General features: G+C 30.9%; 22 protein-coding genes. 6 read left to right on the top strand and 16 right to left on the bottom strand.

The annotated features are described in order from the left end of the window. From KLA_RS05480 to KLA_RS05530, 11 genes are all read right to left on the bottom strand, one after another. On the bottom strand, positions 1 to 471 hold the full coding sequence (locus tag KLA_RS05480; RefSeq protein ID WP_034644511.1) for a DUF6428 family protein: 471 nt from the start codon (positions 469 to 471) through the stop codon (positions 1 to 3). 23 nt (positions 472 to 494) lie between these two features. Continuing rightward, positions 495 to 827 (bottom strand): ArsR/SmtB family transcription factor, encoded by a 333-nt coding sequence (locus KLA_RS05485; protein ID WP_013619696.1) that lies wholly within the window; start codon positions 825 to 827, stop codon positions 495 to 497. A gap of 118 nt (positions 828 to 945) precedes the next feature. Next, positions 946 to 2,418: an IMP dehydrogenase gene (guaB, locus tag KLA_RS05490; protein WP_034644512.1), complete on the bottom strand. Its 1,473-nt coding sequence runs from the start codon at positions 2,416 to 2,418 to the stop codon at positions 946 to 948. A gap of 141 nt (positions 2,419 to 2,559) precedes the next feature. Beyond that, positions 2,560 to 3,183, bottom strand: a complete 624-nt coding sequence (locus KLA_RS05495) for a hypothetical protein (protein WP_034644513.1) — start codon at positions 3,181 to 3,183, stop codon at positions 2,560 to 2,562. A 34-nt stretch (positions 3,184 to 3,217) separates the two neighbouring features. After that, positions 3,218 to 3,715: a hypothetical protein gene (locus KLA_RS05500; protein WP_034644514.1), complete on the bottom strand. Its 498-nt coding sequence runs from the start codon at positions 3,713 to 3,715 to the stop codon at positions 3,218 to 3,220. Between the two features lie 9 nt (positions 3,716 to 3,724). Continuing rightward, positions 3,725 to 6,148 (bottom strand): TonB-dependent receptor domain-containing protein, encoded by a 2,424-nt coding sequence (locus KLA_RS05505; RefSeq protein ID WP_034644515.1) that lies wholly within the window; start codon positions 6,146 to 6,148, stop codon positions 3,725 to 3,727. Continuing rightward, entirely contained in the window at positions 6,129 to 7,508 is a 1,380-nt protein-coding gene (locus KLA_RS05510; RefSeq protein WP_034644516.1) for an HTTM domain-containing protein, read from the bottom strand. Before KLA_RS05510 ends, KLA_RS05505 begins: the two co-directional genes overlap by 20 nt. 63 nt (positions 7,509 to 7,571) lie before the next feature. After that, complete coding sequence (locus KLA_RS05515; protein ID WP_013619702.1) at positions 7,572 to 8,693, bottom strand: imelysin family protein; 1,122 nt, start codon at positions 8,691 to 8,693, stop codon at positions 7,572 to 7,574. Between the two features lie 109 nt (positions 8,694 to 8,802). Then, positions 8,803 to 10,011 carry a DUF4856 domain-containing protein gene (locus KLA_RS05520; protein WP_034644517.1) on the bottom strand — a complete coding sequence of 403 codons (1,209 nt, stop codon included), beginning with the start codon at positions 10,009 to 10,011 and terminating at the stop codon, positions 8,803 to 8,805. 127 nt (positions 10,012 to 10,138) lie between these two features. Continuing rightward, positions 10,139 to 11,005, bottom strand: a complete 867-nt coding sequence (locus tag KLA_RS05525; protein ID WP_013619704.1) for a hydroxymethylglutaryl-CoA lyase — start codon at positions 11,003 to 11,005, stop codon at positions 10,139 to 10,141. 31 nt (positions 11,006 to 11,036) lie between these two features. Then, entirely contained in the window at positions 11,037 to 11,663 is a 627-nt protein-coding gene (locus KLA_RS05530; RefSeq protein ID WP_034644599.1) for a LysE family translocator, read from the bottom strand. An 82-nt stretch (positions 11,664 to 11,745) separates the two neighbouring features. On the opposite strand from KLA_RS05530, the gene KLA_RS05535 reads away from it, so the two are divergent. Next, positions 11,746 to 12,153, top strand: a complete 408-nt coding sequence (locus KLA_RS05535; RefSeq protein ID WP_013619706.1) for a Dabb family protein — start codon at positions 11,746 to 11,748, stop codon at positions 12,151 to 12,153. Here KLA_RS05535 and KLA_RS05540 read toward each other — a convergent pair. After that, positions 12,150 to 13,187, bottom strand: a complete 1,038-nt coding sequence (locus tag KLA_RS05540) for a quinone-dependent dihydroorotate dehydrogenase (RefSeq protein WP_013619707.1) — start codon at positions 13,185 to 13,187, stop codon at positions 12,150 to 12,152. The two genes, KLA_RS05535 and KLA_RS05540, sit on opposite strands and share 4 nt — an antisense overlap. Before the next feature lie 160 nt (positions 13,188 to 13,347). Between KLA_RS05540 and pepT the strand changes: the two genes are divergently transcribed. Next, positions 13,348 to 14,571 carry a peptidase T gene (gene pepT, locus KLA_RS05545; protein ID WP_034644518.1) on the top strand — a complete coding sequence of 408 codons (1,224 nt, stop codon included), beginning with the start codon at positions 13,348 to 13,350 and terminating at the stop codon, positions 14,569 to 14,571. A gap of 7 nt (positions 14,572 to 14,578) precedes the next feature. Further along, positions 14,579 to 15,187 carry a YdeI/OmpD-associated family protein gene (locus tag KLA_RS05550; protein ID WP_034644519.1) on the top strand — a complete coding sequence of 203 codons (609 nt, stop codon included), beginning with the start codon at positions 14,579 to 14,581 and terminating at the stop codon, positions 15,185 to 15,187. A gap of 53 nt (positions 15,188 to 15,240) precedes the next feature. Here the strand turns inward: KLA_RS05550 and yajC are convergent, their stop codons facing one another. Genes yajC through nusB form a run of 3 tightly spaced genes read right to left on the bottom strand, consistent with a single transcriptional unit; the run spans position 15,241 to position 17,020 of the window. Further along, a complete protein-coding gene (gene yajC / locus KLA_RS05555; RefSeq protein WP_013619710.1) occupies positions 15,241 to 15,543 on the bottom strand; it encodes a preprotein translocase subunit YajC in 303 nt (100 codons plus the stop codon). A 4-nt stretch (positions 15,544 to 15,547) separates the two neighbouring features. After that, complete coding sequence (locus tag KLA_RS05560) at positions 15,548 to 16,027, bottom strand: DUF1573 domain-containing protein (protein WP_013619711.1); 480 nt, start codon at positions 16,025 to 16,027, stop codon at positions 15,548 to 15,550. A gap of 45 nt (positions 16,028 to 16,072) precedes the next feature. Beyond that, entirely contained in the window at positions 16,073 to 17,020 is a 948-nt protein-coding gene (gene nusB, locus KLA_RS05565) for a transcription antitermination factor NusB (protein ID WP_013619712.1), read from the bottom strand. Positions 17,021 to 17,191: 171 nt separating this feature from the next. Between nusB and KLA_RS05570 the strand changes: the two genes are divergently transcribed. The 3 genes from KLA_RS05570 (at position 17,192) to KLA_RS05580 (ending at position 21,995) form a co-directional block, all read left to right on the top strand. Further along, positions 17,192 to 18,949 (top strand): ABC transporter ATP-binding protein, encoded by a 1,758-nt coding sequence (locus KLA_RS05570; protein WP_013619713.1) that lies wholly within the window; start codon positions 17,192 to 17,194, stop codon positions 18,947 to 18,949. A gap of 81 nt (positions 18,950 to 19,030) precedes the next feature. Then, complete coding sequence (locus KLA_RS05575; RefSeq protein WP_013619714.1) at positions 19,031 to 19,405, top strand: PUR family DNA/RNA-binding protein; 375 nt, start codon at positions 19,031 to 19,033, stop codon at positions 19,403 to 19,405. Positions 19,406 to 19,478: 73 nt separating this feature from the next. Continuing rightward, the gene (locus KLA_RS05580; protein ID WP_034644520.1) at positions 19,479 to 21,995 is read left to right on the top strand and encodes a M14 family metallopeptidase; all 2,517 of its coding nucleotides are present in this window, start codon (positions 19,479 to 19,481) and stop codon (positions 21,993 to 21,995) included. A gap of 61 nt (positions 21,996 to 22,056) precedes the next feature. Here the strand turns inward: KLA_RS05580 and KLA_RS05585 are convergent, their stop codons facing one another. After that, a complete protein-coding gene (locus KLA_RS05585) occupies positions 22,057 to 22,395 on the bottom strand; it encodes a tRNA-binding protein (protein WP_013619716.1) in 339 nt (112 codons plus the stop codon).

Genomic DNA, 22,395 nt, shown 5'->3' on the forward strand with positions numbered 1-22,395 from the left:
TTAGCAACAACCAGAATTAGGAGCACAACTATTGCCAGATGCTTGTATACTTGCTAGCTTTACCTTTTCTTTTTTTTCTGGAATACCACATTTATCTTTTGCTAAACAATCTGTTAATTTTGATGTAAGCAAAAAGTTAGTTCCGTCAAAATCTAATCCGTATTTACCAATAGTATCTCCTTGATATTCTACTTCTACTTCTAAATCTGGAATGCCTAAAACTTTTTCAGACAATTCTATTATGTTTACTAATTTTTCTGGATGCAATCTATGATCATAATCTTGCTCATTCCACAATTGAAAATTAACAACCTCTTCATTTCTTACAGTACCACCACAATCAATAAAGTTTTTAGTTACCTTACCTACTTCTGTTACATGAAAATGACTAGGTACTAATTCTCCGTTTGGCAATTGAAATGCTATTTTTTCTAAGCTTTTTAAATTTGCTTTAACTTCTGATAATTTCATATAAATATTATTTTAAATTAAACTTAACAACAACTATTATTTTCTTCTAAATCTTGATCTAAAAACTGACTCATTACAGTTTTCATTTTTGTCCAATTTTCTTTATGTATACAGTAGCAAACACTTGTACCTTCTACATTACCTTTTATAAGCCCTAATAACTTTAATTCTTTTAAATGCTGAGAAATTGTTGGTTGTGCCAAACCAATAACTCCTACTAAATCTCCACAGATACACGTATTTATTTTAAATAAGTGTTGAAGTATGGCTACACGTGCTGGGTGACTAAAAGCTTTAGCGTAAATTGCTACCTGATTTTGGTCTTCTGTAAATATTTCTGTCTTTGCTAAACCCATAACTTAATTTGTTTATTGCAATATTACGATTAATATAAATACAAAAGCAAATTTTACTCAAAAAAAATGCAGCATAACTTAAAAAGCTATGCTGCATTTTTATAATATAGGTTATTATTTATCTACTGTAGTTAGGAGACTCTTTAGTTATAGTAACATCATGAGGGTGACTCTCATTAATACCACTAGCTGTAATTTTAACAAATTTACCTTTTTCCTTTAAAGACTCAATATCTTTAGCTCCACAATACCCCATACCTGCACGTAAACCACCAACAAATTGATGTATACTCTCATACAACTCTCCTTTGTATGGTACACGGCCTACTATACCTTCTGGTACAAGTTTTTTAATATCATCTTCTACATCCTGAAAATAACGGTCTTTACTACCTTGTTTCATAGCCTCTACAGAACCCATTCCACGGTAAGACTTAAACTTTCTTCCTTCGTAAATAATAGTTTCTCCTGGAGATTCTTTAGTACCTGCTAATAAAGAACCTAACATTACTGTATCTGCACCAGCAGCTATAGCTTTAGGTATATCACCAGTATATCTAATTCCGCCATCTGCAATTACAGGAACCCCACTACCTTTTATAGCTGCTGCAACCTCTAAAACTGCAGAGAATTGAGGAAAACCAACACCAGCAACTACTCTAGTTGTACATATAGATCCTGGACCTATACCTACTTTTACAGCATCTGCACCAGCCTCTACTAAATATTTAGCAGCCTCTGCTGTTGCTATGTTACCTACAATAACATCTAACTCTGGAAATTTCTTTTTAACTTCTTTTAAAACAGCAACAACACCTGTTGTATGGCCATGTGCTGTATCTATAACAACTGCATCTACACCAGCATTTACTAACGCTTCTGCACGTTCTACTGCATCTCCTGTAACTCCTAAAGCTGCAGCAACCCTTAATCTACCATAAGTATCTTTATTAGCTATAGGCTTTAGAGTTAGTTTTGTAATGTCTCTAAACGTAATTAAACCAACCAATTTGTTGTCTTCATCAACAACAGGTAGTTTTTCAATTTTATTTTCTTGTAAAATATCTTCTGCTTGTGCTAAAGAGGTACCTTCACTAACAGTTACCAAGTTTTTAGAAGTCATTACTTCTGAAATTGGCCTGTCGTTATTTTTTTCAAAACGAAGATCTCTATTCGTAACAATACCAATTAATTTACCCTCTTCATCTACTATTGGAATGCCGCCAATGCTATACTCTTTCATATTTGCTTTAGCGTCACGCACAACAGAATTTAATGGCAAAGTAACAGGATCTATAATCATGCCACTTTCTGCTCGTTTAACTTTACGAACCTTTGCTGCCTGCTCTGCAATGGTCATATTTTTATGTAACACTCCAATACCGCCTTCTTGCGCCATGGCAATTGCCATACGAGATTCTGTTACAGTATCCATTGCCGCAGAGACAATTGGTACATTTATAGTTATGTTTCTTGTAAATTTTGCTTTTATACTTACTTCTCTTGGAAGCACTTCTGAAAAAGCAGGAACAAGGAGTACGTCATCGTAAGTAAGACCTTCTCCAACAATTTTATTTAGGTGAGCTTGCATAGCAATTAAGGATTAATTGCGTGCAAATATACAATTTATAAATGTAAACAACCACATATTTACCAATAAGAGTTTTCACAATGTTTTCTTAACGTTTGCATAGCATACGTATACCTCTCTTGTGCGGATGCTAAACAACCTTTAAAGCGTAATTTTTTTAGGAACTACAACTGCATATACAAATTTACCTTTTGCTATATACGCTAACCTTTTTAAGTTTTTTTCATTTAAAGTATCATAAACTTCTTTTACCCAAATGTGTTGCTCTTTATACAATATGGCTTTATCCCAAGCTAAACTTTCTTTTTCATTTAAAACAGTGGTATTTGAGTATAAATTATACATACTTAAAAAAGCAGAATTAAATACTTTTTCGCTACCTATTTTTGCAGCATCTATAACATCATTTTTTAAAAACATTTTATATGGGTAATGAGTAGCTAAGTTTAATTTAGCAGAAATAAAATGTGCCATCCTTGGCCAAACAACTTTATGCCCTTTTTTTTCTATAGATAATGCATACCATTTGTAAAAATCTCTTCTTTGTTTTATGGTTTGATATTCTAAAAATGAATTGTTTTTTAGATTAAAGCTATTTGCTTGTTGCCAAGTAACCGTATTTTTCAATCGGTCTTTTTTAAGCCAGTCTTTAGGCAAAAGTGTATTTCTTCCGGTTTTTTGCTGATATGCTTTAAAATTCTTCCATTCGGCAGCAAAGCTATCAACACAAAAAAATAATAGAATAAGAGTTACCAAGTAGCGCATAGTAGTATAAAGCTACTAAACTATACAGTAATAACTAAGTTGTGGCTTGTTTTTTAATTAATTGCCATAAAATTACCAGAGCAGATAACGTAAAAGTAAGTGTCATTAATGCACCCGAAATCATAATTATATACTTCATCCAAAGTAAACCTGACCATAGTAAATAAATACCTCCAAATGTTAGCAATACAGACAAAAACGGTTCTATTGTTAAAAACAGTTTTAACTTTTTTGGTAGTTTTATAAGCCACACCAAACCACCTAATAAAAAGAAAATAAAAGACATAGACAATATATGTGTATGCACTGTAGTAAGCATTTCTCGCTTACTCTTTTTAAATTTCATTACCTCTGCATCTTCATCTTCTTCATTACCTAAATAGTTTTCTGTAATGCCTGCTGGTTTGGCTCCGGTGGTTTCATTAACAAACATAAGTCCTGTATAAAAACCAATAGACAAGATAACTACAAAAGCTCCTATAAATAGTTTTATTTCTGATGGAAAAGTGCCAAGTAGTCCGTTGTATTTCATTATAAAATTTTAAAATTTAATTTCTAGTGTAGCATAGTAATTTCTGTTAGCCGAAGGAATTATACCAGGACCAGGATATCCTGTTGCTCTTCTAGTAAAATATTCTTCATCTAATAGGTTATTTACACCTGTTTCTAATTTTAAAAATTTATATCTGTACGACATTGAAAAATCTAAAACATTATATTTTGGTATAACACCATTTACACCACTTAAACTTGGCTCTTTAGAGTTAGTAGCATCTGTGTATTGCTGTGTTAGGCTTGTATATTGTATGCTAGTTAACATATTTTTCCACCCAAATTTTACACCCGTTTTTAAGTTAAAATCCGGTACAAATTCTACTTTATTTCCTACAATACCATTTTGCTGAGACTGGGTATACTCAGAATTAATAAAAGATGTATTTATAAAATAATTAAAGCTAAAACTACTATTTATTTTAAACACCTTTTTTAAATTAAAATCTACTAAAGACTCAACCCCTATAATACGAGCATCACCAACATTTGTTCTTTCTTGCACCACACTACCATCATCTAAGGCTTTTGTAACCAAACCTATTCTGTCATTATAAAAAAGACCAAAAACACCTGCGTCATAAGAGATATAGTTTTTATAATTACCTCTAAAACCAAGATCTAAAGTATATCCTTTTTCATCGGATAAATCTCCAATTCTAAAAGAAGGGTTCACAATATTTAAGTCAGAAAAAGTTACTGACCTGTAGTTTTGAGATGCATTACCATAAATCTCTAAAAACTTATTTGGCTTATAACTTGTTCCCAAACCAAATAATATAAAAGAACGCTCATTACTATCATTACTCTCTACCGTTTCATTTAAAATAACATTACCTGCTGCATCAGTATTTATTTTTTTAAAAAAACCGTCGCTCTCTGTTTTTATATATTCTACTCTTAAACCAGGTGTTAGAGACCAATTATCCTTTAGGTAAAATATATTTTCACCAAAAAATGCAATATTTAAATTAGGATTTTTATAATTAGACTGCGACGGGTAATTAGGATAATCATTTATTGCAGAAGAAAAGTTAGCGTCACTACTATTACTTCCTGGCCCTTGTATAGATGTGTTGTTTGCCTTATAAAACTTAGTACCAATTAAGTAGGTTGCTTTTTTTCCAAAAAAAGTATACTTGTCTAACAACTTAGCTTCAAAACCAAAGTTTTTAAAATCTCCGGTAATTAAATCTCTTTCTTCATTTGTATCTACTTGGTTTACTCTGTTTGTTCTAAAACCTAGGGCATCTCTAGATGCATTTAAACCAAAAAAGTTAAATAATAAGCTGGTATTTTCCGTAAAATTGTGTTTAAACTTTATATTATATAAAAGCCAATTAACTTTAAACCAGTTTCTTGCTCTATTACTTTGGTAAGGGTTTTCATTAAACATATTATCTGTTAACCCACCAGCTTGTTGTGCTAAATAATTTAAATATGTAACCTCTGCTTCTACTTTAGTTTTTGTACTTAATTGATACCCCAAATGCATAAATGCATTTTTAGAATTAAAGTATGAATTTGGCCTAAAACCATCTCCTTGCTTAAAGTTAAAACTAGCATAATAGCTAAATTTATTTTTTGTACCACTTACACTTGTATAATTGGTATACAAATTATTACTACCAACAGTGTTTCTTGTTAAAACTTCTATTTCTTTAGTTGAATTTGGCTTCTTAGTTACAAAATTAACTAGTCCTCCAAACTGAGTTCCGTATTGTAAAGACGCTGCACCTCTAATAATTTGTATTTCTTCTAAAGCTTCTGCAGGCGGAGTGTAATAGCTTTCTGGATACCCTAAAACATCTGCACTAATATCATATCCGTTTTGACGTGTATTAAAGTTAGATGTTCTGTTTGGATCTAAGCCCCTCCCTCCTATGTTTAACTGTAGGCCAGCATCATCATTTTGAAAAATATTTAATCCTACAACTTGACTATATATTTGCCTTGCATTATTAGAGGCTAAATTTGCTACAGATTCACTTACCAAAACAACCTCTGTTTTTTTACCTGCATAGATAGACGTACCTACAACATCTTCTAACCGTTTTAAATTAAAAATTTGAGCTTTTCTGGCTACAACTTCTACTTCTGTTAATTCTATTTCTACAGCAGATAATTGTTTATTTAATACAGTATTACCTACCACATTTACTATTTCTTCTTCTATGTTATACTCATAAGAAAAAAATACAATTTCTAATTGTTTCTCGTCTGTAATAAACTCATAGTAGCCTTTATTATTGGTAACAGAAACCTTACCCTTGGCTTTATTATAAATTTCTACACCACCTATAGGTACGTTATTTTCTTTAGATGTAACGGTTCCCGAAACTTTATACTGAGCATAAAGAGATGCGTTACAAAATATAAGTAGTAATACTATTTTAAAATCCTTTAATTTCATCGTTAAATGGTAAAATCCACGTTTTGTGTTTTAATAAATCTTTTTCTTTGTAAAGGTCTATACTTGGGTCTATGTATGGCTTACTTAACCTTCCATTAAGCGCCACATAACTCTCTACAAAAACCTGAACATTTTTATGTTTTTGTTTTTTAAAATGATCTCCCAAATAATGTGCATATTGCACTATAAAATCTGGCTGAGTGCTCATTTGTTTTTCTTGAAAAGGGGTTAAAAAGTCTGCGTTATTTACATAAAATTGCTTTTTAGTTTTACTATCTACAATTTTAAAATTTGCATAGCCCATTTTTTCCATAAGCATTACACGCCAAGAAAAACGATATCCTTCTTCTGTCCAGAAAAGCTCTCCAGGATACAACAAATACCTAAATGGTAGTAATAACTGAATAGTAAAAAACACAGCTAAAAAGCCTAATATTAATCTCTTTTTATTGATAGAGTATATATTTTGATCTTTTACCGCAGCTGTATTTTTAGTTATAGTGATAGGCAATTTATAACTTACTTTTCTTATATGATTGATAATTTTAATATGAAAGTTGTCACTAAAAAAGATAAGACTACTCACTATCATTATATAAGGAAACATACCTATAGGAAACAGAACTCTTGTTAATAAATGAAAAATAACTACAGCTATAAATGCTAAAATTCTAGTTCTCTTATAAAGTAGTAAAAACGGTATTAACAAATCATACAACATACCAGACCAGCTCATAAAGTAATGAACCCATTCTTGCTGTAAAATAGAGTTACCTATAAAAGGAACATCATACTTAGAAGGTAACCATATTTTTAGAGGCATAGCTCTAAATAGCCAATCGGAATTTATTTTTGCTAATCCTGCATAAAAATATACTATACCTAATAGTAGTTTTACACTGTCTATAGTATAGCTTGGCACGTAACTATATGTTTTTTTTCTTAGGTAAGAATCTACAGAGAAGTACGCATTTGCAGGTAAAAAAATCATTAAAAAACTTAGTATACTTACAAAGTAATAATGGTTTAAGTAAGTAGTCTTATCCATTAACTCTATATAAGTAAAGCTTAAAAAAAATAAAAAGATTGCTAACCTGTATTTGTAACCAATTGCTACTAATATTGCTGTTATAGCGCAAATTATAAAGAAAACATAAGTGTAGTTTCCTATTGGCTTAATCCATTCAAAATTATAATATGTAAAATGAAATTTAGGCTTAATGTATAGTTCATAGATCCACCCTTTAGACCAAAACCTTAGAATACTTAAAAACATTAAAACACCAAAACAAACTCTAAATACCACCAAAGGCGCTATATGGCTTGTTTTACTTAAGTATGTTTTAAAATTAGCTGTCATTTTTATACAAAAAAAGATTCTCTAATACTTTAGAGAATCTTTAATTATTAGTTCTTTAGTATATTAATCTCCATCTGCATCTGTATAGTCTACATTTACACTAAATGCTTGCAACATATCTACTTTAATTAAAACAACTACTTTTTGTAGAGCATCATAAGCCTCTGTCATTTTAACATTATCTACATCTACCTGGTTAGATAAGCTAGCATCTAATTCTAACACCTTGGCGCTAGCATCATTAATTTTGCCGTTAATAATAGCGTTTAAATCTTCACCTTGTGTAATATCATTTAAATAATCTAAATAATCTGCAAAACCTGTTCCGGTAGTGGTAGAGTTATAAGCTTTGCCATTAAAAAAATCTTGAATATTTTGTACAGCAGCAACTAATAAATCTTTTGAGTTTTTATCACTATAAAATGCTTCTACTTTAGAAGGTAAAGGTGTAGTAGAAAAAACTCCTGCAGGAATACCTACTTTGTTAGCGCGTAATCCTTTTTCAAAATAAAAAACAAAATCGTTAGCTAACTTATTAAAAGCACTTGTTGCTGTGTTCTCTGTACTAGCAATAAAAGTTTCTCTATAACCAGATTTCCAATCGGTTAATACAGTCTCGGTTAATATATTCATTTGGTTTACCAAGTCTGATAAATAAGTTTTGTATCCAGCTCCAGATGTTGTATTGGTGTACTTTTCTACAATATCCGCATTAGTTTCTGCTAAGCCAAATAATAAGTAATCTAAAGCAGGAAAACCAACAGCATCATTATTATTAGGGTGCGTTAAGTCATAAGTTCCCGAACCTACATTACTTTCTATATCATCTATAGACGTAGGATAAACATTCATTTGAAAAGCATAGTTAATTTCTTCTGCTTTTCCTATGTTGTACATTTCTACAGATTGCCAAACTTTATAAGCAGACAGCCATTTGTCTCTTAACGCAATTAAATTAATTTCTGAAGGAGATGCTATAAAATTATCCTTTTCTTCTTGTAAGTCATTTAACTTAGTAGATAAATCTTCGTAAGATGGTATAATTATTTTATCTGCAACATTAGTTAACAGTCCTCCCCTATTAAAGTCGTCTTTACCATTATTAACGGTATCAGAACTATCATCTGATGAGCTACAAGCATAAACCGTTAATGCAGCTATAAAAACAAAAATCACTCTCTTCATTTATCCTTAATTTTATTTATTCTAAATAAAGGGCAAAAATAAGAAAAAAGTAGTCATAAAATGACTATTTACGACTACTTTTTTAAAAAATGCTCCTAGTTAAAAACTTTTAGTTTACTGTTTCTTCTGTAGTAAAACCATATGCTGCAGCAATTTCATTAGAAATCTGATCTAATGTTGCTGGTGTAACATCCCAAAAGCCATTACCTGACATTAATGTATCCATATAGCCATCAATAGTAGCTGCATCTAATACAGGAGAATCTGTAACAGTATCTCTAGTAAAACGTAGACTGTTTATAAAACCTAAAGCTTCAGATAAACTGTGAAAAGCAGAAGCTTTATCACTTTCTAACACTTCTTTACCAGATTGTAGGTAATAAACGCTACGTACTGCTACTACTTTAGAAACTTTTTCTCTAATAATTTGTGCTTGCTCATCTCTAAGCTCGTAATCTTTTGCTACAATTGCCGCTCTTCCTAACTTAAATGCCTCATAAATATCATTAGCAATACCTGTAAAATCTGAATCAGCTTCTACACTTGCTAAATATTTATTTAAAAAACTGTCTTTTCCTAATTCTGGCGTAGCAGGAGTATCTTCATTACCATATAAATATCCATAAGCTTCATCCCACTTATGTTCCATATTTGTATAGTTTTTACCATCTACTAAAGTACCCGCATCATTATCTGCTGCGTTAGTACCTTCATCTAAAACAGCAATGCTTAAGTAGTTGTTTAACATTTGATCTACCATTAAACCTCCTATTATAGATTTAGCAATTGCTTGGTTATACTCTAAACCTTTACCGTTTACGTATCTTGTAGATCCACCACCTATTTGCTGAATTTTACCGGCACTACCTGCAACAGCATCATCATCCCATTTAGGAAAAACCTCTGTTACTTGAGCACTAATCCACAAATCAAAATTTTCTTTTATAGCTATAGATGCTGTAGTATTAGTTGAAAAATAATCTGCAGATGCTGCAATTTTACTACGTACACTTTTGTTAGAGCTGTTTAAATCTGCATTAGAAAAATCGTTATTGTTTTCTTCATGAGCAAACATAGCATCTAATTTTTCTTCTGTGCTTGTATTATCTAAAAGAGCAGATATAAATTCTTCTGCCATTTGTATTCTAGTAGTTTGACCTCCAAAATCTACAGAACTCTCCCCATTATTTTCAAAAACATAAGTAGCAGGAACAACAACATTTGGATTATCGTTACCATCACCATTATCATCTGAAGAACAAGATGTAAAAATAACGCTTGTTAAAAATAAGCCTGCAAATAATTTATTTACTTTCATAAGTACTATTATTAAAATATTTTTTTGCAAATATCTCTAATAGAAACATATAAAACAATATTTATTTAGAACAAATAAAGATAATGGTGTTAAATTTTTAATTAACAGATGATTACACCTGAACTAATTAATGATATTTAGAAAATAATTCTGTTGCTTTATTGTATGCAGCTTCAAAAACCATCCAATTTACATTAGTATCTACCTTTTCTGCAGTAAAATAAGATAACATTTTTTCTGTGGGCATATTACCTGTTAAATCGTCTTTTGCCATAGGACAGCCTCCAAAACCTTGTATTGCGCCATCAAACCTAACACAACCTGCGTTATAAGCCGCCGCAACCTTCTCTTGCCATTTGGTTGGTGTAGTATGTAAATGTGCTCCAAATTTTACTTTTGGGTATTTTGGAATTAAATTAGAGAATAAATAATCTATAACATCTGGTGTAGAAGAGCCTACTGTATCTGACAATGAAATAATATTAACACCCATTTTTGCCAATTTCTCTGTCCATTCACCTACTATCTCTACATTCCAAGGATCTCCATAAGGGTTACCAAAACCCATAGAAATGTATGTAACAACCTCTTTATTTGCAGTATTAGCAATATCTAATATTTGCTTTAGTGTTTCTACAGATTGCGCAATTGTTTTATGTGTATTACGCATCTGAAAGTTTTCTGAAATAGAAAAAGGGTAACCTAAATAGTTTATTTCTTTATGCTTACTAGCATCTTGGGCGCCACGTACGTTTGCTACTATAGAAAGTAGTTTACTCTGAGTTCTAGATAAATCTAAGTTTGCTAAAACCTCTGCCGTATCTACCATTTGTGGTATTGCTTTAGGTGATACAAAACTGCCAAAGTCTATAGTATCAAAACCACAATCTAATAAAGACTGTATGTATTTAACTTTTAACTCTGTTGGAATAAATTCTTTTATTCCTTGCATTGCATCTCTTGGGCACTCTGTAATTTTTACTTTAGCAGACATAAATTAATTGTTGACTTTTTCAAAATTACTACTATTTATCCGATAAAAGAATATAAATTCCTAAGCCTACAAAAACTACAATTTGCAACCATTTAAAAATATATCCAACTTTTTCATTTTTAATAATATAACTAGATATAGACCCCGCTAAAATGGCTATAATACTAAATACCACAAAGGAAACTACCATAAAAAGTACTCCTAACACATAAAACTGTGTAATAGTATTAAGTGTATTACTAAATAAAAAACCAGGAAAAAAAGCTAAAAAAAACAATGCCACTTTTGGATTTAAAACATTCATTATAAACCCTTGTTTAAAAAGCGAAAATAAGCTTTTTTTTGGCGCGTTATCTCCCCCTAAAATAAGGCTTCCATCACTCTTAAAAACCTTATAGGCAATATAAAATAGGTACAAGGCTCCAAATATTTTAATTCCTAAAAACAAATAATCATTAGCTTTTATTAGTGCAGATACACCAAAAGCTAAAAGTGTTGTATGTACCAAACAACCAGAAATTAAACCCGCAACAGTTGCTAAACCATACTTTTTACCATTAACAAGGCTTTGTGTTAGCACATAAATATTATCTGGTCCCGGAAAAAAAGCTAGCAAAGTAGTGGCAGAAATAAAGGCCAAGAGTATATCTAAATTCAAAACATTTTTTTTAAAGTATGAAAAATACAAATTTAAAAAGTAGTTATCTATCTTATGGTTATCTTTAAACAAAATACCAATAATGAAAAATATATTTTTATTACTTTTTATGTGTTTATGTTTAACTAGTTACGCAAACATTAGCACAAATAAAAACTTAAAAACTTCTATGACTACAGCTAAAGACAGCGTATTAAGACACGTGGTTATTTTTAAATTTAAACCAGAAGCAACAAAACAACAAATTAAAACTATAGAAAAAGCCTTTAGTGCTTTACCCTCTAAAATAGCACAAATAATGGATTATGAGTGGGGATTAAACAATAGTCCAGAAGGTTTAAGCAAAGGGTTTACACATTGCTTTTTTGTAACTTTCAAAAATGAAGAAGACCGCGCCATTTACTTACCACACCCAGACCACAAAGCGTTTGTATCTTTACTTACACCTGTGTTAGAAGACGTATTTGTATTAGATTATTGGAGCAATTAAGTGTTAGCTAAAATTGCTTTATTTATTCTTTTTATTAATCTAGGACCTTCATATATAAAACCGGTGTAAATTTGTATTAAATCTGCTCCTGCATTTATTTTTTCTAACGCGTCTTTTTCAGAGTGTATACCTCCTACTCCAATAATAGGAAACGCTTTATTGCTTTTTTCTGCTAAAAATCTAATAACCTCAGTACTTCTGTTAGTTAACGGCTTACCACTTAAACCTCCGTTTTCTTTAGTAATACTTTCTGGTGATTTTAAGTTGTTACGTTCTATGGTTGTGTTAGTTGCTATAACTCCGTTTATTTTTGTTATTGCTACAATGTCTATAATATCTAACAATTGCTCATTTGTTAAATCTGGTGCAATTTTAAGTAAAATTGGTTTAGCTTTTACTCCTTTTTGCGTAACATACTTTTTATTTTCAGTAACTAAAGCATTTAACAAATTGGTTAACGGTTCTTTGTCTTGTAATTCTCTTAAGCCAGGTGTGTTTGGTGAACTTACATTTACAACAAAATAATCTACGTGTGGGTATAATGCTTCAAAGCAAATTAAATAATCTTCAACAGCACCATCATTAGGTGTTATTTTATTTTTACCAATATTACCACCAATTAACACATTGTGTTGCGCCTTTAAACGCTCTACTGCCTCTAACACTCCTCCGTTATTAAATCCCATACGGTTAACAACTGCGCTATCTGCTTTTAATCTAAACAAACGTTTTTTAGGGTTACCAGTTTGTGGCTTAGGTGTTAATGTTCCTATTTCAATAAAGCCAAATCCAAAGTTAGACAACTCTTTAAAAAGTTTAGCATCTTTATCAAAACCTGCCGCCAAACCAACAGGGTTTTTAAATTTAATTCCAAAAACTTCTTTCTCTAATCGTTTATCATCTACTACATACATTGCTCTAAATAAACCTCCAAAACCTATTTTAGAAAAAAACTTGATTAATGAAAATGATAAATGATGCACCTTTTCTGGATCCATCAAAAAAAACAACGGCCTAATAATAGCTTTGTACATAGAATTTTAAAATTTTGGCAAAAATACAAACTACCTAGATGTAGAACTATTTTACAATTGGTTTTTATTAACAGTTTTTACAATTTTTATAACTAAATACTAAGAGCCAATTGTCTTAAAAAATCTAAATAAACTGTACTTTTGAGTAAATTAAATACTTATGCAAGACATATTAGATAGATTTTTAGGTTATGTAAAAATAGATACGCAAAGCGATGCAAGCTCTAATACAACACCAAGTACAGTTAAACAATGGGATTTAGCCAACAAGCTTGTTGCAGAACTTAAAGACATAGGATTGGAAGATGTTACCATAGATGACAATGCATACATAATGGCTACATTACCAAGTAATATTGATAAAGAAGTACCTACAATTGGTTTTATTGCTCATTTTGATACTACACCAGATTTTTCTGGAACTAATGTAAATCCGCAAATTATAAGAAATTATGATGGTAAAGACATTGTATTAAATGCAGAAGAAAACATTATTTTATCTCCAGATTATTTTGAAGATTTATTACAATATAAAGGTCAAACTCTTGTTACCACAGATGGTACTACACTTTTAGGTGCAGATGACAAAGCTGGTATAACTGAAATTGTTACCGCAATGGAATTTTTAATTGCACACCCAGAGATTAAACACGGTAAAATTAGAATTGGCTTTACTCCTGATGAGGAAATTGGTCGTGGTGCACATAAATTTGATGTTGATAAATTTGGTGCAGAATGGGCATATACTATGGATGGTAGCCAAATTGGTGAGTTAGAATACGAAAACTTTAATGCTGCAGGTGCACACATTACAATACAAGGTAAAAGTGTACACCCAGGTTACGCTAAAGGAAAAATGATTAATGCTATTGGTATTGCGCAAGAAATTATGGCTGCTTTACCTAACAAAGAGGTGCCTGAACATACATCTGGTAGAGAAGGTTTTTACCATATACATACTATTAAAGGAGAGATAGAAAATGCTGAATTAGGCCTAATTATTCGTGATCATGAAAGAAGTTCTTTTGAAGACCGAAAAAAAGCCTTAGAGACCATAGTATTTAGGCTAAATGAAAAATACAATAACTGCATTGAGCTGTCTATTAAAGACCAGTACTACAATATGAAAGAAAAGGTTATGCCTGTTTACCATATTGTAGAAACCGCCAAAGAAGCAATGGAGGCATTAAATATAACTCCTATTATAAAACCTATACGTGGTGGCACAGATGGCTCACAACTAAGTTATATGGGCTTACCTTGTCCTAATATTTTTGCTGGTGGGCATAATTTTCACGGAAAATATGAGTATGTACCTGTAGAAAGTATGGAAAAAGCTGTAGAAGTTATAGTAAAAATTTGTGAACTTACTGCTACTAAATAAACTATAAATGAGTTCTAACAATACAGATGCTAAAATAAAAGTTGATGCTTATTTTAATAAAGAACAGCCTTTTAAGCAAGGTATTGCCTTTTTAAGAAAAATTGCTTTAAACACAGAACTCACAGAAACTTGTAAATGGGGAGCCCCTGTTTATACTATAAACAACAAAAATGTTATTGGTATTTTGGCTTTTAAGCATCATTTTGGAATTTGGTTCTATAATGGTGCTTTGCTTAAAGACCCTAAAAAAGTATTATTAAATGCCCAAGAAGGAAAAACTAAAGCTATGCGGCATTGGAAATTTTTAGCTGTTAATGATATAAACAAAGAAACCGTTACAGATTATATTTTAGAAGCTATAGAGAATCAGAAAAAAGGTATTGAAGTTACTTTTACTAAAAATACAGATGTAAAAATACCTGAAATATTAACTGGTGCTTTAGATAAAAACATAGACCTTAAGCGTAAGTTTAATTCCTTTACACCCTACAAACAAAAGGAATTTATTACTTATATAAATGAGGCCAAAAGAGATGCTACAAAGCTAAACAGATTAGCAAAATGCATTACACTAATACAGGATGGCATAGGTTTACATGATAAGTATAGAAAATAAAAAAAGCATCAATTTGTAAATTGATGCTTTTTTATGTGAGTAACTCTAAGAGTTTACTTTTTTTCTGCTACTGGTTCATTTAATTTTTTGCTCATTTCCATAGAAATAGCAGATCTAGAAAACTTAATTTTACCAGCCATTGTCTCAATTACACAAGACATATCTTTATCATTTAAATCAAAGATTTTACCGTGCATACCGCTTTTGGTAATAACCTTATCTCCTTTTTTTAATTGTTCTGCAAATTTCTTTTCGTCTTTAGAACGTTTCATTTGCGGTCGTATCATAAAAAAATATGCTACTATAAATATTCCTACCATTGGTAGAAATGGGTACTGATCTAATATTTGTTGCATTTTATTATTTTAAAGGTACTGATGCTGCTGCACCATTTTTAGGGTTTACAAATGCCTTAATACGTAAAGTTTCTCTTCCTTTAGCTGTATTTGCTGTTACTGTTACTGCTTTAGTTACTTGGTTTTGACCAGAACCATTAAATTTAACTAACAACTCACCAGATTCTCCTGGAGCAATTGCTTTGTTTTTTGGGTATTCTGGAATGGTACAACCGCAAGTACTTTTTGCATCAGTAATAATTAATGGTGCTTTTCCTGTATTTGTAAATGTAAAAACTGTTTGTTGTGGTGTTCCTTGCTCAATAGTACCAAAATCAAACTCAGTTCTATCAAAAGTCATTACAGGCAAGTCTTTAGCATTGTTGTCTCTTTCTGCAGCGCTATCTACATTAGCCATAATTATTTTATTAGAAGCGTTGTCTTTACAAGCTGTAAAAGACATAGCAAAAACAGCAGCTCCAAATAGTAAAATAATTTTTTTCATAATTCTTATTTTTAATTTGTTTCACACAAAATTAATGAATATTTTTTATAATAATCCTCTACCTATTTTTTTTAACTTTCCTTCACTTTTATACTCACGTACAAGCTTGTCTAAAATACCATTTATAAAAATGCTACTTTTTGGAGTAGAGTATTCTTTTGCTATCTCAAGAAACTCATTTATAGTTACTTTCTCTGGAATAGAAGGAAAATTTAAAAGTTCGCAAATTGCCATTTTAAGCAAAATACCATCAATATCTGCTATACGGTCTTTATCCCAATTAGGTGTTTTACCAACAATTTCTTTAACATATTCCGCATCATTTAACAATGTTTTGGTTAGCAATTGCTTTGCATACACCATATCATCATCTTCTTTTAAAAGCTCTGGCAAAAAGTAAGATTCTGTAGCATCTGGCTTTGCTTTTTTAATTAGCTTTAAAACAAATGTATTTATGATAGGGATATCATCAACCCACGTTAATTTATCGTCTTCAAAATAGTCGTAAATTTTTTCGTTAGGTGCTATTACATTTTTATAAAGATCTGCAAGTAAGTTTTTATCTTCTTCATAACTACTAGTTTTGCTAGTCATATATGTTGTGTAATATTCACTTTCTACAACTTCTTTATAAATTAATCTTATGTATTCTTCGTTTAAATACCAATCATTTAATTTTCTGCTAGACAATTCTTCAAGTAGTAATTTATTGTCTGCTATTTGTAGTAAAACTCTATTATTTACAAATTTTTTACGATCAGGATATGCATCAGAAACATTTCCTAAATAACTTTTTGCTGCAATGTCTGCTTGCTCTTCTGCTCTTTTTTGCAGTTCTACCAACAAACTTAACATTAATAAGTACAGTGTGTACATACTATCTACACTATACTTTAAAAACTTTACTTGTTTTTCTAGTGTATCATCTTGTGAATGAGTAAGGGCGTATATGCACTGCATTACTTTAACCCTAATATGCCTTCTTGTTAGCATTGAAAAAGAACTTTTAATTTGTTAAAAAATTATATTTTGCAAAAGTACTATTATATTTTTCAAAAGTACTAATTGTAACAAGTTTTTATCTTATGATAATGATAACATATGATTATGCTTAAAAACCTATCTTTGCTAACTTAGTACAACACCACTATCCTTAAAAAGTAAATGAAAGAGTTAAAACACATTAATAAATACTTTAAAAAATATTGGCTTAAACTTACCATAGGTATTATTATAACAGTTGTTGCGCGAGTATTTTCATTAGTAATGCCGCCTTACGTAAACAAATCTATTAACGTAGTAAAAGAATTTATTTCTCAAGGAAACGTACCTATTGATGTGGTTAAAGGACACCTGCTAGATTATATTCTTATTATTTTAGGTGCTGCCCTTTTATCTGGTTTTTTTACCTTTTTAATGAGGCAAACCATAATTAATGTATCTAGACACATAGAGTACGACTTAAAAAATGAGGTTTATGACCACTACCAAAAGTTAAGTTTAAACTTTTACAAAAAAAACCGAACAGGTGATTTAATGAACAGGATTAGCGAAGATGTTAGTCAGGTTAGAATGTATTGCGGACCAGCTTTAATGTACGGGATGAATACTTTTACATTATTTGCTTGTATTATACCTATAATGTATTCTAAAGCTCCCACTCTAGCTCTTTATACGCTTATACCATTACCTATATTATCTGTATTAATTTATAACATTAGTAAAGTTATACACAAACGTAGTACTGTAGTACAACAGTTTTTAAGTAAGCTTTCTACGTTTGCACAAGAATCTTTTTCTGGAATATCTGTAATAAAAGCTTACGGTATTGAAGAAAAAACTAACAGTCAATTAGTGTCTTTAGCTAATGAAGGTAAAGATAAAAGTATGTCTCTTGTTCGTATTAATGCGTGGTTTTTTCCATTAATGGTACTATTAATTGGTATAAGTAATATTATTGTTATTTATGTTGGCGGCAAGCAGTACTTAAACGGACAAATAGAGAGTATTGGATTAATTGCCGAGTTTATTATTTATGTAAATATGCTTACGTGGCCTGTTGCAATTGTAGGTTGGTTAACCTCTATTATACAAAGAGCAGAAGCATCACAAGAGCGTATAAACGAGTTTTTACAAGAAGAACCAGAGATTAAAAATACTGTTACTACTCCTATGGAGATTAATGGTAAAATAGAGTTTAAAAACGTAAGTTTTACCTATGATGATACTAATATTACAGCTTTAAAAAATGTATCTTTTACCATAAACCCTGGAGAAACTGTAGCTATAATTGGTAAAACTGGTAGCGGAAAATCTACCATACTAGATTTAATTGCAAGATTATATGATGTTTCCTCTGGTAATATTGCTATAGATAATACTCCTATTAAAGAAGTTAATTTAGATTGCCTAAGACAAAACATTGGTGCTGTACCACAGGATGCTTTTTTATTTTCTGACTCTATTAAGGACAATATCAAATTTGGTAAAGAAGATGCTACTGATGAAGAAATTATAGCTGTTGCTAAAAAAGCAGTGGTTCATAAAAATATTATGAACTTTAAAGAAAAATATGACACTGTTTTAGGAGAAAGAGGTATTACCTTAAGTGGAGGGCAAAAACAACGTGTATCTATTGCAAGAGCACTATTAAAAGATCCTAAAATTTACTTGTTTGATGATTGCCTTTCTGCAGTAGATACAGAAACTGAAGAAAAGATACTTAACAACCTAAAATCTGCTTCTAAAAACAAAACAACTCTTATAGTAAGTCACAGAGTATCTTCTGCCAAAAATGCAGACAAAATTATTATTTTAGATAACGGAAAAGTAGTTCAAGAAGGTACACATAACTCATTATTTGAGATAGATGGCTATTACAAAGCTCTTTATAATAGTCAACTCTCAGAGAAAGAAAGTTAGAAAAATGTTGTCAATTAGTTATTTTTTTTTCATTTTTGAAGTATACTATGATAACATTACACTAACGAGATAACTATAACAATGAGTGAAAAAGAATTAATGGATCAGGAAGAGATTTATTCAAAAGTATTAAGAGCCGGTAGACGGACTTATTTTTTTGATGTGAGAAGCACTAAGGCAGGAGACTATTATTTAACAGTTACTGAGAGTAAAAAATTTACACATGATGATGGATCTTTCCATTACAAAAAGCATAAAATCTATTTATATAAAGAAGATTTTACTCCTTTTAAAGAGATTTTAAACGAAATGATGGACTACATTATTAAAGAAAAAGGTGAGGAAGTAATTTCTGACAGGCACCAAAAAGACTTTAAAAAAGAAGAACGCACCAATGCAGTACAAGAAACTGCAACTACAAATAGCTTTACTAACGTAAGCTTTGACGACATTTAAATTATAAAAAAAATGTATCTTTAAGCGACTCTAAAAAGAGTCGCTTTTTTTATTTTCAAAAACTAACTTACCTATGAAAAAAAGATTTTTTTTACTAGCTTTTCTAATGCTTCAATTTATACAAGCACAAGAAAAACTAGATTTAAATTATTATTTACCACAAAATGTAACTTATAACCCAAATATTCCTAAGCCTATAGATATTATAGGCCATGAAGTTGGTGAGTGGCACGTATCTCATGATAAATTACAATTTTATATGAAAGCACTAGCCAAAGCTAGTGACCGTATTTCTATAGAAAACAGAGGAGAAACTTATGAGGGCAGACCAATATTATTACTTACTATTACTTCTGCTAAAAATCAGACTAATATAGAAAGTATTAGACAAACGCATATTGCAAACACAAGTACTAATGTAGACACTAGTAACCAGCCCATAGTAGTTTACCAAGGTTTTTCTATTCACGGTAATGAGCCTAGTGGTGCAAATGCAGGCTTAGCTTACGCCTATTATTTAGCTGCTGCACAAGGTGCAGAAATAGAAAAGATGTTAAACAATATGGTTATACTAATGGACCCTGCTTTTAATCCAGATGGTATACAACGCTTTGCACATTGGGCAAACAGCAATAAAAGTAAAAATTTAAACCCAGATGGTAATGATAGAGAATACCATGAAACTTGGCCTAACGGACGTACAAATCATTATTGGTTTGATATGAACCGTGATTGGTTACCTGTGCAGCTACCAGAAAGCAAAGCCAGAATTAATACGTTTCATAAATGGTTGCCTAATATTTTAACAGACCACCATGAAATGGGTACAAACTCTACATTCTTTTTTCAACCTGGAGAACCTACAAGAGTACACCCTTTAACCCCTAGTATAAACCAAGAGTTAACAGCAGAAATTGGCACATATCATGCTAAAGCTTTTGACAAGATAGGATCTTTATATTATTCTGAAGAAAATTATGATGATTACTACTATGGTAAAGGTTCTACTTTCCCAGATGTTAATGGTAGTATTGGTATTTTATTTGAGCAAGGTAGCTCTCGTGGTCACGTTCAAGAAAGTGAAAATGGTATACTTACCTTCCCTTTTACTATAAGAAACCAGTTTACGGCAGCATTATCTACTATAGAAGCTGCTTACAATATGCGCTCTAAAATTTTAAACTACCAACAGCAGTTTTATAAAAATGCAAAATCTAACGCTGCTAAAAGTAAAACAAAGGCTATAATTTTTGGCGATAGTAAAGATGCCTCTAAAACTTGGCACTTAGCAGAAATTTTAAGTAGACATAAAATAAAATTTAATCAACTTAAAAACGATGTAAGTTTAAATGGTAAGAAATATAAAAAAGGAGCTAGTTATGTTGTTCCTATGAATCAGAAAAACTATCAACTTATAAATGCTATGTTCGAGAAAAGAACAACCTTTACAGATAGCTTATTTTATGATATTTCTGCTTGGACATTTCCTTTAGCATTTAATTTAGATTACACAGAAACTACTAGTCTAAGTAATTTGGGTGAAGAAGTTAAAGTACTTAAACCCTTAACGGGTAGCCTAACTGGCAGCAGTAATTATGCTTATTTATTTGAGTGGAATGAGTACTATAGCCCCAGAGCACTAAATACTATTTTAGAAGCTGGACTTAGAGCTAAAGTTGGTAAAGAGCCTTTTACGGTAGAGGGTAAAAGTTATGATTATGGAACTATTATGGTTCCGGTACAAAATCAACGTCTTAACAAAGCAGAATTACAACAGTTTATGCTTCAAATAGCAGAAGAAAACAATTTAAAAGTAACTGCTGTGGGTACTGGTTTAACCAAAGGTATAGATTTAGGTAGTAATGAGTTTGATCCTATTAAAAAACAACAAGTAGGCTTGCTAGTAGGTAATGGAGTAACCTATGCAGATGCTGGTGAAATTTGGCATTTATTTGATCAGCGCTACAATATGAAAATTACGAAGTTAGACACAGACTACTTTTCTAGAGTTGATTTAAGCAGGTATACAGCACTAATTGTTCCTAGTATTTACGGTAATGCTTTAGATAAAAACTCTGTTGCAAAAATTAAAGATTGGGTTAAAGCTGGCGGTACTTTAATTGCATACAGAAATGCTGCTTATTGGCTAAACTCTAATGAAATTATGAAAATTAACTTTAAAAAAGACTCTGCAATTGTTGCCAAAAATATTCCTTTTGATAAACGTAGAGATTTTAGAGGTGCACAAGTTACTGGTGGTGCTATTTTTGAAGCCAAATTAGATCGTTCTCATCCTATTAATTATGGGTATAAAAATGATAAATTACCATTATTTAGAAATACCAATATATATATAACGCCAGACAAAAACAGCTACAACAACCCAATACAATATACTAGTAACCCATTGTTAAGTGGTTATATTTCTGAAGAGAATTTAGCTGTATTAAAAAAAAGTGTACCATTTAAAACTCAAGGTTATGGCAAAGGGCAAGTTATTTTATTTACAGACAATACCAATTTTAGAGCATTTTGGTTTGGCACAAACAAATTACTTATGAATGCCATTTACTTTGGTAAAATAATGTAATTAAAACAAAAAGTAAATATTTAAAACCTGAGTTTTTAAACTCAGGTTTTATTATTTTTTACTAGCCTATTTTTAATCCATTCGGCACTTTAGCTTCCGGACTTAATAAAATAACATCTTTATCTTCTACTGCCCCCATAACTAAACACTCACTCATAAAATTAGCAATTTGCTTTTTTGGAAAATTTACGACTGCAACAATTTGCCTTTCTAACAATTGTTCTTTTGTGTAACGCTTTGTTATTTGAGCAGACGTTTTTAAAATTCCTATTTCTTCACCAAAATTTATTTTTAATTGGTATGCAGGGTTACGTGCCTCCGGAAAATCATTAACCGCTACAATAGTGCCAACACGCATATCTACCTTAGAAAAATCTGACCACGTAATTTGCTGTTTCAT

Source organism: Cellulophaga geojensis KL-A (assembly GCF_000568425.1).
GTDB classification, from domain to species: domain Bacteria; phylum Bacteroidota; class Bacteroidia; order Flavobacteriales; family Flavobacteriaceae; genus Cellulophaga; species Cellulophaga lytica.